This window comes from Thiorhodovibrio winogradskyi (assembly GCF_036208045.1).
GTDB classification, from domain to species: Bacteria; Pseudomonadota; Gammaproteobacteria; order Chromatiales; family Chromatiaceae; genus Thiorhodovibrio; species Thiorhodovibrio winogradskyi.
In genome coordinates, this window is sequence record NZ_CP121472.1 from 5,028,859 (window position 1) to 5,043,322 (window position 14,464).

9 protein-coding genes are annotated in these 14,464 nt (G+C 62.6%); 6 read left to right on the top strand and 3 right to left on the bottom strand.

Annotated elements, in window-relative coordinates:
* Window positions 1–3: 3 nt before the first annotated feature.
* From Thiowin_RS23055 to Thiowin_RS23080, 6 genes are all read left to right on the top strand, one after another.
* Window positions 4–321 (top strand): DUF3467 domain-containing protein, encoded by a 318-nt coding sequence (locus Thiowin_RS23055; protein WP_328985311.1) that lies wholly within the window; start codon window positions 4–6, stop codon window positions 319–321.
* 40 nt (window positions 322–361) lie between these two features.
* Entirely contained in the window at window positions 362–2,218 is a 1,857-nt protein-coding gene (locus Thiowin_RS23060; protein WP_328985312.1) for an efflux RND transporter periplasmic adaptor subunit, read from the top strand.
* 7 nt (window positions 2,219–2,225) lie between these two features.
* Window positions 2,226–4,373 (top strand): hypothetical protein, encoded by a 2,148-nt coding sequence (locus tag Thiowin_RS23065; protein WP_328985313.1) that lies wholly within the window; start codon window positions 2,226–2,228, stop codon window positions 4,371–4,373.
* Window positions 4,373–6,349, top strand: a complete 1,977-nt coding sequence (locus Thiowin_RS23070; RefSeq protein WP_328985314.1) for a preprotein translocase subunit SecA — start codon at window positions 4,373–4,375, stop codon at window positions 6,347–6,349. Before Thiowin_RS23065 ends, Thiowin_RS23070 begins: the two co-directional genes overlap by 1 nt.
* An 84-nt stretch (window positions 6,350–6,433) precedes the next feature.
* Window positions 6,434–6,805, top strand: coding sequence for a hypothetical protein (locus tag Thiowin_RS23075; RefSeq protein WP_328985315.1), 372 nt, complete (start codon window positions 6,434–6,436; stop codon window positions 6,803–6,805).
* A gap of 193 nt (window positions 6,806–6,998) precedes the next feature.
* Window positions 6,999–9,878, top strand: coding sequence for a UvrD-helicase domain-containing protein (locus Thiowin_RS23080; protein WP_328985316.1), 2,880 nt, complete (start codon window positions 6,999–7,001; stop codon window positions 9,876–9,878).
* An 89-nt stretch (window positions 9,879–9,967) separates the two neighbouring features.
* Here the strand turns inward: Thiowin_RS23080 and Thiowin_RS23085 are convergent, their stop codons facing one another.
* The 3 genes from Thiowin_RS23085 to Thiowin_RS23095 are packed head-to-tail and all read right to left on the bottom strand — an operon-like array spanning window position 9,968 to window position 14,275.
* Window positions 9,968–10,417: a hydrogenase maturation nickel metallochaperone HypA/HybF gene (locus tag Thiowin_RS23085; RefSeq protein ID WP_328985317.1), complete on the bottom strand. Its 450-nt coding sequence runs from the start codon at window positions 10,415–10,417 to the stop codon at window positions 9,968–9,970.
* A 26-nt stretch (window positions 10,418–10,443) separates the two neighbouring features.
* The gene (gene speA, locus Thiowin_RS23090; protein WP_328985318.1) at window positions 10,444–12,333 is read right to left on the bottom strand and encodes a biosynthetic arginine decarboxylase; all 1,890 of its coding nucleotides are present in this window, start codon (window positions 12,331–12,333) and stop codon (window positions 10,444–10,446) included.
* A 4-nt stretch (window positions 12,334–12,337) separates the two neighbouring features.
* The gene (locus Thiowin_RS23095; protein ID WP_328985319.1) at window positions 12,338–14,275 is read right to left on the bottom strand and encodes a methyl-accepting chemotaxis protein; all 1,938 of its coding nucleotides are present in this window, start codon (window positions 14,273–14,275) and stop codon (window positions 12,338–12,340) included.
* Window positions 14,276–14,464: the final 189 nt, after the last annotated feature.

Here is a 14,464-nt window from a genome sequence, read left to right on the forward strand (position 1 = left end):
AAAATGACAGAGAAAAACGCCGATACCTCAGCCATTCAAGACCAGAGCCCGTCCAGGGTCGATGCGCCAGGCGCCGGAACCAAAGTGGTTTGGAATGACAAGGCGATGGAAAGTAGCTATGCCAATGTGGTCAATGTCGCCACATCGGAAGATGAGTTCATGTTCCTGTTCGGTACCAGTGAAGCCTGGAACAATGTGCGCAAGGAGGTGGAGGTCAAGCTCCAGGACCGCATCATCATGACGCCCGCCACGGCCAAGCGTTTTCAGCTGCTGCTGAACAAAACCATTGAAGACTTCGAGAAGCGCAAGAACGCCCATTGATTCCGCCGCGGATTGAACTGGCGGTGACGCCAAGCTGTTGGTGACAACCGCGCAACCCATTCCCTCCCTCCTTGCGCTCTCCCGCGGCGAGTTGGGCACCAAGGAGTTCTGGGCGCGTTATGTGCGCCAGTTGGCCGAACTCTGCGCCGCCCGACGTGCTCTGTTGGTCGTGCGTGCCCAGGATCAGTGGAAAACCCTGTTTGGCTGGAATCCCCAGGGAGCGAACTGGCCGCTGACGGATCAACTGCGCGCGCTGGCGGCGGCGGCCCTGGAGCAGGGACTGGCGCGCCAGGAGCCGGGCCCTGGTCCGGGTCCTGATGCGCCCCCTGATGCGCCCCCTGATGCGGCCCCTGATGCTGCCCAGAATCAGCCGAGCCTCATGGCGGTGCGCCTTGATGTTGGACCACAAGACACGCCGCCTGTGGTGTTGCTGGAACTGGCGTGGGACCGCCCGTTGCAGCAGGCGGAAGCGATTCTGGCATTTGCGGCCGCCATTCCCGCGAGTTTTCAATTATCGCGACAATATCGCCAGGCGCGGCTCGACCTGGTGTTCTTTGCCGAGTTGATGCGTCTGGTCGGCGCGATTGCCGCCGATGAGCGCTTTCGACTCGCCGCGATGCGCCTGTGCAATGTCACCGCCAGCCTGTTCCAGTGCGCTCAGGTCAGTTTGGGGTGGTGTGGCACCGATGGCGCTCGGGCCGTGGCCATCAGTCATCTCGATCAGTTTGACCGGGATCTGGGGTCGGTGCGGGATCTAGAGTCGGCCATGGAGGAGGCGGTCGATCAGGACGCCGAACTTCTCTGGCCCGGCGAACTTCCGGGGCAGATACAAAGAGCGCATCAAACCTATGCCGCTTCGCGGGCAATGGCCGCGGTGCTCAGCCTGCCGTTGCGTGATCAGGATCGAGTTGTCGCCGTGCTGACCTTGGAGCGGAAGCAGGGACGCTTCAGCGACCAAGACGTCTGGCGGGCGCGCCTGCTGCTGGAGCAAATCACCCGCTGGCTCCTGGTGCTGGAGCACAAAAGCCATTGGTTTGGTCGGCGCTGGTGGCGCGATCTGCGTGCCTGGACGCGGACCCAGGCCCGCCTGGAACATAGTGGTCGCAAGCTGGCGGTGCTGCTGGGTCTGTTGGTATTGGGGCTTGGTTTTTTGGATTTGCTGCCGCACCGGATTGAAGCGCCCTTTCTGCTCAAGGCGACCGACGCCGTGCAAGTCAGCGCCCCCGTGGATAGTCAGTTGCAGCGGGTCCTGGTCGAGCCGGGCGATCTGTTTGACCAAGACGAGTTGCTGGTGGAACTTGATACCCGCGCGCTGCTGACTGATCAGGCCGCCGCGCTGGCGCGTCTGGCGCGCCATTCGCGCGAGGTGGAAAAAGCGAAGGCAACCAATGCCTTGGCGGATATGCGAGTGGCGCTGCTGATGGTCAAAGAGACCGAGGCCGAGCTGCAACGCATTGATTTTCTGCTGGAGCAGTCGCGGGTGACGGCCCCCTTTGCCGGGGTGGTGGTCGAGGGCGATCTGCGCACCCGAATCGGCGCACCGGTGCGCCAGGGCGAGGAACTCATGACCCTGGCCTCGATGGAACAATTGTTTGTGCGCATTAGCCTGGATGAGAAGGAGGTCGTCGAGGTAGCCCCGGGCGATCAGGCAGAAGCGCGGTTCGTGGGGCGGCCCGAGCAGCGTTACCGGATTCGCTTGACCAGGCTCTGGCCGGGCGCGCAGGTGGAGAACAACCAGAGTGTTTTCAACCTGGACGCGGAATTCATCTCCGCGCGCGAACCTTGGTGGCGTCCGGGGATGAGCGGTGTGGTTCGGATCGAAGCAGGGCGTATCTCGCTGTGGAAGCTATTGAGCAAGGATATTCTCGACCACCTGCGCCTGAAATTCTGGCTCTGAGACGCTGATGGCCGGCACCTTTAGTGAAAGCTGGTACCGCGTGGCGCACCTGTGTCTTGCCCTGAGACCTGGCGTTACCTGCCGCAAGCAATACAACCGGGGACACGCCGGGTATTTGTTGCAGGATCCGCATAACAAAAATTTCTATCGCCTGACCTCGCCGCTGTATCAGTTCGTTGCCCGCCTGCGTCTGGACAAGACGGTGGAACAAGTCTGGGTGGAAACCCTGGAACAGAACCCGGACACCGGGCCCGGGCAGCAGGATGTCATCGCCCTCTTGGTCGATTTGCAGCGCGAGAACCTGCTCTATTTCCCGCTCGCCGCCGACAGCAAAGCCTTGTTTGAGCGCGGCAGCGAGCGCTCCCGGCGGGAGAGCCAGCAGAAATGGATGAATTTTCTTTTCATCCGCTTTCCACTGTGGAATCCCGCGCCCTGGCTGTTGCGTTGGCAACCGCTTTGGCGGCTGCTGGTCGGGCGCGTGGTTGGGGTGATCTGGCTGCTGACGCTGGCGGTGGCCATCCTAGCTGGCATTCAACATGCCTCCGAGCTGGGCGATCAGACCCGTCACGTGCTGGCCGCGGACAACCTGCTGTTGCTCTATCTGGGCATTGCCCTGCTCAAGGTCGCTCATGAATTGGGCCATGCCGCCATTAGCACCCGGTTTGGTGGCGAAGTCAGCAGCGTCGGCATCATGCTGCTGTTGTTCATCCCGCTGCCCTATGTCGATGCGACCTCGTCCTGGGAGTTACGCGACAAATGGCAACGGATTCTGGTCAGCGCCGGTGGCATGATCGTTGAACTCTTCTTTGGCGCGGTGGCTTGCCTGATTTGGGTTAATGCGGCGCCCGGCGTGGTCAATAGTCTGGCCTACAACATGATGTTCGCTGCCACTGTGTCCACGGTGCTGTTCAACGGCAACCCTCTGTTACGCTACGACGGTTATTACATCCTGGCGGATCTGCTGGAGATCCCCAACCTCTATGAAAAAAGCCGCGACCTGATCTATCGCCTGTGCGAGCGCTATCTGTTTGGCTTGCGCCATCAGGCATTGCCCGGAGCGGATTTGGCCGAACGCCTGTGGATGCTCGGCTATGGGCTGGCTAGCGTCGCTTATCGCTTGCTTCTGCTCATTGGCATTCTGCTGTTCATCGGGGACCAGTACGCCACCCTGGGCCTGATCCTGGCGCTGTTCATGGGGGTGAGCTGGCTGCTCCGACCGGTCGTGAAGTTTGGGCGCTATTTGCTCACCAGCCCCAGCCTGCGTGAGGTGCGCGGTCGCGCCCTGGGGGTTGCCCTGGTGTTGGTCGGGCTGCCGGTGTTGTTCGCGTTACTCTATCCGTTGCCGGTCAGCGTCGTCGTCCCTGGTGTGGTGCAGAGCCTGCAACGCCAGGAAGTCTTCACCGAAACCGGCGGGCGGTTGCTCGCCTTTGAGCGGCAACCGGGCGCTCGGGTGGAGGTTGGCGACACCCTGCTGCGGCTGGACAATCCGCTGCTCGAAGTCGAGTTGGAGCAATTGCGGTTGCAGTTGCGGCAACTGGAGGTGCTGGAACAACAAGCCTTAAGGGAGGGGGGAGGAGATCGTCAGCCCCTGGCTCGGCGGCGCGAAGCGCTCGAGCAGCTGCTGGCCGATGTCCGTGCGCGGCAGCAGGGGCTGCACCTGGTTGCCCAGCAATCCGGGATCTGGATTGCCCCGGACAGCGGCCGGCATCTGGGACAGTGGGTGGGTCCGGGGCAGTTCTTCGGCCTGATTGCCGCGTCCGCTCCCTATCGCTTTAGCGCCGTTGTTAGCCAGGAGCAGGCATCCGATCTTTTTACCTTTGGCTACACCCGTCTGAACTTGCGCTTACGCGGGCAGGGCGGAGTCGATCTGGCCGTGCCCCAGGCCCAGATGCTGCCCCACGCCCATGAGGAACTGCCCAGTGCCGCCCTGGGCTGGCCCGCCGGCGGCGACATCGCCACGGATCCGGAGGATCAACAAGGTGTGCGTAGCCGCGAACCCTTCTATTTGCTAAAGGCCCAGCTGCCGCAAACCGATGAGGTGCTGCTGCTGGAGGGCCAGACCGGCCGCTTGCGCATCCTGTTGCCGCCCCAGCCGCTGTTGCTGCAAGCCTGGCGCCGACTGCGCCAGTTTCTGCTGCAACGCTACGAACTTTAATGCTGCCCTATCGCGACCGCGAGCGGGTCCGGGTGCAAGAGCCGCGCAAACTGCATGTGGGGCTAAGCCTCTATCTGCATATGTGGCTGCGTGCCTGGCAACCCTGGCGTTTCTGCTATAGAACGCTCAAGCGGCGCTCGCAAGCCATTGTGCAGGGCGCGCGACGCCTGGACTCGGCCTCTGTTGAGGACATCCGCGCGCGCTGCTCGGGCAAGCCGCGACCAGGGCGCGCTCATGCAATTCATCCCTCCGAGATCGATCAGCAACTGAGCGCCATTTGTGCGCTGGCGGAGCGCACGCTGGGGCTGCGGCCCTATCCGGAGCAGGTCCATTGTGCCCTGCTGATCGCGCTTGGCGGCATGGCGGAGATGGCGACTGGTGAAGGCAAGAGCCTGGCCGCCGCGCTGGCCGCCATGTTACTCGCCTTGCAAGGGCGACCGGTGCACGTGCTGACGGCCAACGATTACCTGGCGCAACGGGATGCGGACATTTTCCAACCCTTGTTCGCCAGCGGCGGCTTGGGGGTCGCCTGCGTTCATTCAGACATGCCGTCGCAAGCGCGTCCCGTCGCCTACGGCCAGGCCATTGTCTATACCACAAGCCGTGAATTGTTGGGTGATTATCTGCGTGACCGCCTGAAGCTGAAGCGGCACGGCAGCGATTTGGACCGGGCGATCAAACATCTCATGCTGAGCCCTCGGCAGGGCGATGAGCTGCTGCTGCGCGGCCTGCATGCGGTGATCGTGGATGAAGCCGACAGCGTGCTGATCGATGACGCCGTGATGCCTTTGATTCTGTCGGTGCCGCGCGGCAATCCGCTGTTGCTCGAGGCAACCCTCGGCGCCCACGCGCTGGCCGATGATTTTGTTCGAGGCCGTGATTACCGGGTGCTCGCCGGCGCGCGAAAAATCCTGTGGAAGTCCGCCGGGGAGGCGCGGGTGGCGCGGGTGCAAGCCCGCTTGCCGCGCATCTGGCAGGGGTTCGGGCGCGCGCGTGAACTCATGACCCTGGCGCTGATGGCGCGCGAGCTGTTCCACCACGATGAACACTACATTGTGCAGGAGGACAAGCTGGTACTGGTAGACAGCCAAACTGGGCGCCTGACGCCACAGCGCAACCTGGGGATTGGTCTGCATCAGGCGCTGGAGGCCAAGGAGGGCCTGCCGCTGTCGGAGCCGAGCGAAACCATCGCCCGCCTGAGCTTTCAGCGGTTCTTCCGGCTGATTCCCCATCTGGGAGGCATGAGCGGCACAGTGCGCGAAGCCAGTCGCGAACTCTGGCGTATCTACCATCAGCCGGTGCTTGAAATCCCCCTGCATCGCCCGCTGCGACGGCAACGGGAACCTTGGTTGTTTTTCCGCGCTGCCGAGGACAAATACCGCTACCTGATCGAGTGCGTGTGCCGCCTTCACGCGCATGGTCAGCCTCTGCTGCTGGGCACCCGCACTGTGGCGATCAGTCGGCTGGTGGCCGAGCGCTTGACCGCGGCGGGCATTGCCTTCCAGTTGCTCAATGCCGTGCAGCATCGGGAGGAAGCCCAGGTAGTGGCCCAGGCCGGTCGGCGCGGCGCCGTGACCATTGCCACCAACATGGCCGGACGCGGGACGGATATCGCGCTCACCGTGGATGCCCGCGCCCTGGGAGGGCTCTACGTCATTGCCGTGGAACCACAACGCAGCGCGCGGCTGGATCGGCAGTTGCACGGGCGCGCCGGTCGCCAGGGTGATCCGGGCGTGGAAACCACGCTGGTGAGTCTGGATGATGAGGTTCTCGTCGCCATGCTGCCGGGCTGGTTGCGGCGTCTGTTCGCGCTCGGTCTGCCGAAGAGATCAGGCCGTCCCAGCTGGTTGGGTGAGCGTCTGGTTCGGCTGGCCCAGCACCGCGCCGAGCAGCGGGCCAGCCGACAACGCGACGCCATTTTAAAAAGTGACGATTGGCTTGATCACTCCCTGGCCTTTCATGAAGTCTCCGATTGACGGAGAAAAGACACTTTAAAGAGGTCCCCAATGTATCGATCACCTGTTTTTGGGCTTGTTTCGCTCATTGCGCTGATATTGACCTTGGCCTTGACCTTGGGGCAGACGTCGCGGGCGCAGTCGCTGCTTGCAGATCTTGACGGTAAAAGTGTCGGCTCCGACCTCAGTGTGGGCCCCGGCAAGTGGGCCATTGGTCGGCTGCGAAATTTCCCGGCTGGCTATGAGTGCACCATTCGCATCCAGAATACCCAAAGTATCCTGTTCCTGATGCTCGACGAGGAGCAGCTGAAGCTTTTTCCCAAGGTGAGCGAGCCCTTGTTACTGGCGCGCGTTGCCAACGGGCTTGAGGCAAAGATGCGCATTGCGCAGGAGGGTGATTATTATTTGTTGTTTTGGAATAAGGAGAACGCGGAGACTGTCAAGTTACGTTTCACCGCGACAGTGCAGGCGCCCTAGGCGATTTCTTGCAACCGAAAACCCTTGCTAGGCGGCTGGACAATGCCGGGCAGCCGAGGGCGACCTATCCTGACACTTCATGGTACTGAGGGGGAGGGCGCGAGCGAAACCTGGCCGGGCTTTTGCTTGGACGCGGTCAGGAGATGTCAGCTAGGATAATCGGATTTGCAATTCTTGCGGCACAGCTAACACTATGAATTTTCGTCTTCTCACCTACCGTGGCCTGGATACGGACAAAATCCCCGGCTACGCCAAACTTGCCGGCTACCTGGCAGCCGGGGATTTCCGCTCGGCCGAGGTTAAGAAGGTCGGCGAGAATCTTTTCCGCGCCCGGCTCGACAAGGCCAATCGGCTGCTGTTTGCCCTGCATCGCCATCAGGACGAGGGCTGCATTCTGTTGCTTGAGTACATCGCCGCCCATGCCTACGAGAAGTCGCGCTTTTTGAGTCGCGGGGCGGTGATTGACGAGGCCAAGATTCCGGATGTCGATGCCAGTGCCGTCGATGAAGCACCCGAGCTGTCGTATCTCAATCCCGAGCTGCCGCGCTTTCATCTGCTCGATAAGGTGCTGAGCTTCGATCAGGACCAGGAGGCCATCTACCAGCAGCCGCCGCCGTTGATCGTGATCGGCTCGGCCGGTAGCGGCAAGACGGCGCTGACCTTGGAGAAGATGAAGGACGCCGTCGGCGAGGTGCTCTATGTCACCCGCTCGCCCTTTCTGGTGCGGAACGCACGCGAGCTGTACTACGCCAATGGCTATGAGAACGAGGATCAGGAAGTCGATTTCCTGTCCTTTCGTGAGTATCTGGAAACCATCCGCGTGCCCGAGGGCCGCGAGATGACACCGCGCGCCTTCGCCGCCTGGGCCGGGCGGAAGAAGCTCTCGCGCGAGCTGCGCGACACCCACAGGTTGTTCGAGGAATTTCAGGGTGCCCTGACCGGCACGGACGCCGAGCGGCCCTATCTGGATCGCGAGACTTATAAAAACCTTGGCGTGCGCCAGTCGATCTATGCGCCAGAATTGCGCGATGCCGTCTACGATCTGTTTGAGCGCTATCTGCGGCTGCTGAAAGACGAGGGCTGGTTCGATGCCAATCTGGTCAGTCACGCCTGGCTGGAGCTGATCACCCCGCGCTATGACTTTATCGTGATCGACGAGGTGCAGGATCTGACCGCGGTGCAGTTGCTGCTGATCCTGCGCGCGCTGCGCGATCCGACCGCCTTTCTGCTCTGCGGCGACTCCAACCAGATCGTTCACCCGAATTTCTTCTCCTGGGCCAAGGTCAAGACGCTGTTCTGGCGCGAGCGCGCGGAGGTGACGGAGGGTTCCGCCGAACTGATTCGGATTCTGAACGCGAATTTCCGCAACTCGCCGCAAATCACCGAGATGGCCAATCGCCTGCTGCACATCAAGCAGGCACGCTTTGGCTCGGTGGATCGCGAGAGCAATTATCTGGTGCAAAGCCGTGGCCCCAAGACCGGTCGGGTTGGGCTACTTGCCGACAGCGAGGCCATCAAGCGCGATCTCGACCGCCGCACCGCCGCCTCCGCCCGCTTTGCCATTCTGGTGCTGCATCCAGATCAAAAAGCCGAGGTGCGCAAGCACTTTCGCACCCCGCTGGTGTTCTCGATTCACGAGGCCAAGGGGCTCGAATACGAGAACGTGCTGCTGTACAACTTCCTCTCAGCCGAGGAAAAACGCTACCGTGACATCGCCGGCGACCTGGCGCCCGAGGACTTACAAGGCGAGCTGCGCTATGCGCGCGGGCGCGATAAAAGCGACAAATCGCTCGAGATTTTCAAGTTTTACATCAACGCGCTCTATGTGGCCGTCACTCGCGCTGTGCGCAATCTCTATTTGCTGGAGACCAACCCCAAGCAGAGCCTGCTTGAACTGCTCGGCCTGACTGAAGTCCATCAGGATGTCAACGATGTCGAGGAGCAGCGCTCCAGCCTGGATGACTGGCGGCGCGAGGCGCATCGGCTGGAGCTGCAGGGTAAGGAGGATCAGGCCGCGGAGATCCGTGAGCAGATCCTCAAACAGCGCGAGGTTCCCTGGACCGTGCTGCACGGCGAGGCGCTCGCGGACATCGAGCGCAAGGCCCTGGAACAAGGCGAGAAAAAAGCCCGCATCGCGCTCATGGAATACGCCCTGGTCTACCGTGACCAGCGCTGGCTGAACGCGCTTATCGATGCCGACTTCAGCGCCGCCAAGCATCCCGACAAGGCCATGGGGATGCTGGAGAAGAAGCACTACCTGGCCTATGGCGTCAAAACCACCAATGGCGTGATGCGCGAGGTCGAACGCTATGGGGTGGACTTCCGCAATGTTTTTAACCAAACGCCGCTGATGATCGCCAGCCGCCAGGGCCACGCGGAGCTGATCGAAGAACTGCTGGCGCAGGATGCCGACACAAGCCTCGTTGATGCCAATGGGCTGAATGCGTTTCAGATTAGCCTGGAGCGCGCATGTGTCGATCAGCGCTACGCGCGCCAGAAGCTCCCGGCGGTCTTCGAGCGTCTGGCGCCGCCGAGCCTGGACATCCAGGTCGACGGGCGTCTGATTAAGCTCGACCGCAGAATCATGGAATACCTGATGCTGTGTGTGGCCATGGTGCTCTTTTATCAGCGCGTGGGCCAGAATTGGGCACATCGGAATGGCCTGCTGGCGGCGACGGATTTTGAGCAGATCCTGGCTCACTTTCCGGATTCGGTCATCCCCGAACGGCGCAAGAAGCGGCAGTATCTGTCATCCATCTTGTCGAAAAACGAGGTTGCGCGCGAAGGTCCAGGCAACCGCAAACTCTTCATGCGCGTGCGACGTGGTGAGTATTTGCTCAACCCCTACCTGTCTCTGCGCGTTGAGGGCCGTTGGCAGCCCATCTACCAGCTTCTCGCCCCCGAACGCCTGGCGGCCGAACTCATGGAGGTGCCGGACTGGTACGCCGACGAGGGCCGCGACCCCAACGGCTTTTTCGAGCGCGAAGTCGCGCGTCTGCGCGCCATTTTACAACAGCCGGACGCGGAGACTATTGCGGATACCATCGCCGCTGGGCTCGGCGCCAGGAGATAGCGCCCTGGCCTCCGCGATCCTTGGCGCGGCCCGAGGGCGCAATGCCCGCATAACCGCGCCAGGACCGGCACAAGATCCTGGCCTGCGCCTCACCCCGTCGTTTGACCGCTCTCTGCCACCGCTGCCGGGGTCGCTTTCGGGGACTCCTCCGGGTTTTCCTCTGGGTTTTCCTCTGGGCTTTCCTCTGGGCTTTCCTCAAGATCCAGTTCCAGGCTGGCGAGCAGCATTTCATCGCCCGCGATGAGTTCGGTGCGATAGCTGCCGCAGGCCGCGCACAGCAGCCGATTGGGGCTGGCCTCGCTGTCGGCGCCGCAGTCGCGGCAGCGCACCCGCACCGCGGCTGAGTCGATGGCCAGGCGCGCATGCTCGGCAATGGTGCCGGCGGCGGCGAGTGGGTAGGCATTGGCGAGCAGTTGCGGCTCCACGCCAGAGAGTGGGCCGATGCGCAGGCGGATGAGGGTCACCCCGCGCGCACGGTGCTCGGCGGCGATGGCTTTGACTTGATCGAGCAGCGACAAACAGATGGAGAGTTCGTGCATGGAGGCTTGGGCGAATCAATTCGCCCCTAGAGGCTGCCCAGATAGGTGTAACCAAAGAGCCCCACTTTCAGCTCCAGATAAAAGGCCTCGCGCGTGGCGGGATCGAGATCGGCCTGTTGCAACAGCTGGCGGTAGCGCGAGAGCAGCGCGCGCGGCTCGAAATGGACATAGCGCAGCAGCTCCTCGGTCGAGTCGCCGCGTTCGAGATCGCCCAGGCGATATCCTTGGGGCGCATTGGGGTCGAGCTCGATGTTGACCGCGTCGGTGTCGCCGAACAGATTGTGAATGTCGCCAAGAATCTCCTGATAGGCGCCGACCATGAAAAAGCCGATGAGGTACCTATCCCGCCGGGGGTCGAAGGCGTGCAGCGGTAGACTGGCCTCGATCCCGTCCTGATCGACATACTGTCCAATGCAGCCGTCGGAATCGCAGGTGAGATCGTGCAGCAGGGCGCGTTCGCTCGGTGGCTCGTGCAAGCGTTGCAGCGGCAGAATGGGGAAAATCTGATCAATGGCCCAGACATCCGGCAGCGATTGAAACAGCGAGAAGTTGCAGAAGACTTTGTCCGCCAGCGTGGCATTGATGGCATCGAGCAGCTCGCGCTGGCGTCTGTTGCTGTGCGACAGGCGCGGGCGCAGTGCGCGGGCGGTGGCGGCATGGAGTTCATCGGCGCGCGCGCGCACCGCGAGCGGCAGTTCGCCGCGCGCGAACCGTTGTTGCACCGCGGCACGCAACTCCAGCGCGCGTTCATGCACCTCAAGCGGCGGCTCGCTGCTGGCGGCGACGAGATTGGCGGCGAGTTCGGCCAGTGGCGCATGCTCGATATCCAGTGGGTCCTTGGCCGGGCAGTCGCGACCGGGCGCCTGTTCGCGGTCGACCACGTCGGTGATCAACACCGCGTGATGGGCACTGAGCGCGCGGCCAGACTCGGTGATCAGGTCTGGTTCGGGCAGGCCACGCGCGCGGCAGCTCGCGGCCACGGCCGCGACGATGGTCTCCGCGTATTGGTCCGGGCTGTAGTTGACCGAACAATAGGCGCGGGTGCGGGTGCCTTCGTAATCGACGCCAAGGCCACCGCCCACATCGAGGGTGTCGAGCGCGGCACCAGCGGCGCGCAACTCGCCATAGAATTGCGTCAGTTCGCGCACGCCAGTGGCGATGTCCCGGAGACTGGGAATCTGCGAGCCAAGATGGGCATGCAGCAGCCGCAGCCAGCCCAAGGCCTGGTGCGCGCGCAGCCGCTCCAACAGCGCTAGTATCTGGCTGGCCGAGAGCCCGAACTTGGCCTTCTCCCCGCCGCTGTTCTGCCAGTTGCCGGCGGCCGCCGCCGCCAGGCGCACGCGCACGCCGAGCAAGGGTTCGATCCCGAGCCGACGGGCTTCCTCCATCACCAAATCAAGCTCGGAGGGCTTTTCGATCACAATGAACAGGCGCCGGCCCAGACGCCGCCCAAGCAGCGCCAGGCGCACATATTCGCGATCCTTATAACCGTTGCAGACGATGGTCTCCTCATCCGGGGTCAGCGCCAGCACCGCGAGCAGTTCCGGCTTGCTGCCGGCCTCCAGTCCCAGGCCGCCGCCGGCGAGCAGGGCGCGCACCACGCTGTGCTGCTGATTGACTTTGATCGGGTAGACCGGGCGGTAGCAGCCCTGGTAGTCATGCGCTTTCATCGCCGCGCCGAAGGCCTGGTGCAGACGGCGCACGCGGTCACGCAGAATGTCGTCGAAGCGCACCAGCACCGGCAGGGATAGCCCCTGCTCGCGCAGCTGCTCGGTCAGGGCCGGCAGGTCAATGCGGGTCTCGCCTTGTGGGTCGGGCCGCACGACGAGGTGGCCGTTGCCGGCGACCTCGAAATAGCCCTCGCCCCAACGGCTGATGGCGTAGATGGAGTCGCCAATGGCGGGTGCGGGGGGCATGCCGCTAGGCGTTCTTGCTAAGGGTGAAGAAGGACATGGACTCTTGCAACTGCTGCGCCTGGGCGCTGAGTTCTTCCGAGGTGGCCGCCAGTTGCTCGGAGGCGGCCGCGTTTTGCTGCGTGGCCTGGTCGAGCTGACCCATGGCGTCGTTGATCTGCCGGACGCCGCTGGCCTGCTCGCGCGAGGCGCTGGCGATCTCGCCGATCAACTCGGCGGTTTGCACGATTTTGGGCACCGTGGCTTGCAACAACTTGCCGGCCTCCTCGGCAATATGCACGCTACCGCCGGCCAGGTCGTTGATCTCGCGCGCCGTGGTGCCGCTGGATTCAGCCAGCTTGCGCACCTCGGCGGCCACGACGGTAAAGCCCTTGCCGTGTTGGCCGGCGCGCGCGGCCTCAATGGCGGCATTGAGCGCGAGCAGGTTGGTCTTGTAGGCAATCTCCTCGATCATACCGATTTTGCTCGCGATGTCCTTCATCGCGGCGACGGTGCGATTGACCGCCTCGCCGCCCTGACGGGCTTCATCGGCGGCGGTGCGCGCCATTTCGTCGGTGCGGCGCGCGTTGTCACTGTTTTGCCCAACGCTGGCATTGAGCTGCTCGATGCCGGCCGAGGTTTCCTCGACACTGGCGGCCTGTTCGGTCGAGCTCTGGCTGAGCGATTGGGCGGTGGAGCTGACTTGACTCGAGGCACTGGACAGACTGTCGGCGCCCGAGCGGACTTCGCCAACAATCTTTTTCAGTTCATCGACCATGTTGGCCATGCCGGCGGCCAGACTGCTGGTGTCTCCGCTTTTGAGCTTGAGTGCCCGGGTCAGATCGCCCCGGCCCAGGCGCTGGGCGAGCAGTTTCAGGTCAGCCGGCTCGCCACCGAGTTGCTTAAGGATGCTGGCGGTGATGCCGAGCGCCAGCGCGGCGGCCACCAGGACGGAGACAAGGGTCACGCCCACCTGGACACCCTGGGTTGTTTGTCCGTCGGCAATGAGCCGCGTCTGAAACTGTTTGGAGTCGTTGCCGACGATCTCGCCCATCGCGGACAGATCCTGTTGCACCTTGCGCAATTCCGGCAGGGTCGCGTTGTTGTAGATGTCGCGCGCGGCGCGCACCCCGGCCACCCGAGCAGTGGCCATGCTCTGGACCTGGTCGAGTCCGGCACGTACCTCGGCCAGGTTAGGCAGGGTGTCATCGTTAAAAATCTGTTTGGCGGCGTCAAAATCGCCGATCAACAGCGGCCGCTGCATGGAAGCGGCACTTTCATGCAGACGCTGATGGGGGTCTTCAAGCGCGCTGAAGACCGCGTCGATAGCGGGATAGGCCTGATGAAAGTCCGAGCGTTGCGGGCCGTAGAGAAACTGCCCAAGCGCGCATTGGGTATGGTCGAGTTCAACATCAAGCTGGCGCGCCTGCTCAAGGATCGCGGATTTTACCTCGGATGCCCACTCCACATGGCCAAGCTCAAGTGCCTGGGCGCGCTCGGACAATTGCGGGTCCGCCGCCTGGTAAACATCGCGAATGCCGCGGGCGGTTTCATGCAAGGCCGCGTGCGGGGCCTCAATGGATGCGAGCAGGGGTTTGATCGAGGGGAAGAGCGCCTCGGCCTGTCTGCGCCCCTCGCCATAGTACCAAAGCCCGAAAGAGCACTGGCGCGGGTCGAGCTGGAGGTCGAAATTGCTCGAGTCGTCGTTGAAGACGTAGCGGCTCAGGCTGTTGGCCCAATTTAGGTGATCGATTTCGCGCTGGCCTAGATCGGTGCGCAGATTATCCGCCTCCACGACCTTGTCGCTAAGGCCGAGAATGCTCGACAATCCAAGGAAGCTCCAGCCGGCGGCCAGAATCATCAGCACCAGCACGGTGCCAAAGCCCAAGAGAATTTTGGTGCGCAGGCGCATGCCGCCGCCGTTCGCGGATGCACGCTTGTGTTTGGTTTCTGCTGTCTTGGTCATGGCCGCTTGCCCTTTTGCCTAAAAGTGTCTCTGTTGCTGGCGCTGTCTCGTGTTTCCAGGTTCGATCACAAGCCGCGATTATAGTCGATCACAGTCGCCGCGGATGGTGAAGGTAGCATAAACAGGTGGCGGTTACTGTTATGCTGAAAGACCAGCCTTTTTGCAACATTAGCGATTAATAATAAAGGA

Excerpts from the sequence above, each read along its gene's own strand:
- Thiowin_RS23055 (WP_328985311.1), top strand. The coding sequence starts at position 4 with ATGACAGAGAAAAACGCCGATACCTCAGCCATTCAAGACCAGAGCCCG.
- Thiowin_RS23065 (WP_328985313.1), top strand. The coding sequence starts at position 2,226 with ATGGCCGGCACCTTTAGTGAAAGCTGGTACCGCGTGGCGCACCTGTGT.
- Thiowin_RS23070 (WP_328985314.1), top strand. The coding sequence starts at position 4,373 with ATGCTGCCCTATCGCGACCGCGAGCGGGTCCGGGTGCAAGAGCCGCGC.
- Thiowin_RS23080 (WP_328985316.1), top strand. The coding sequence starts at position 6,999 with ATGAATTTTCGTCTTCTCACCTACCGTGGCCTGGATACGGACAAAATC.
- Thiowin_RS23085 (WP_328985317.1), bottom strand. The coding sequence starts at position 10,417 with ATGCACGAACTCTCCATCTGTTTGTCGCTGCTCGATCAAGTCAAAGCC.
- speA (WP_328985318.1), bottom strand. The coding sequence starts at position 12,333 with ATGCCCCCCGCACCCGCCATTGGCGACTCCATCTACGCCATCAGCCGT.
- Thiowin_RS23095 (WP_328985319.1), bottom strand. The coding sequence starts at position 14,275 with ATGACCAAGACAGCAGAAACCAAACACAAGCGTGCATCCGCGAACGGC.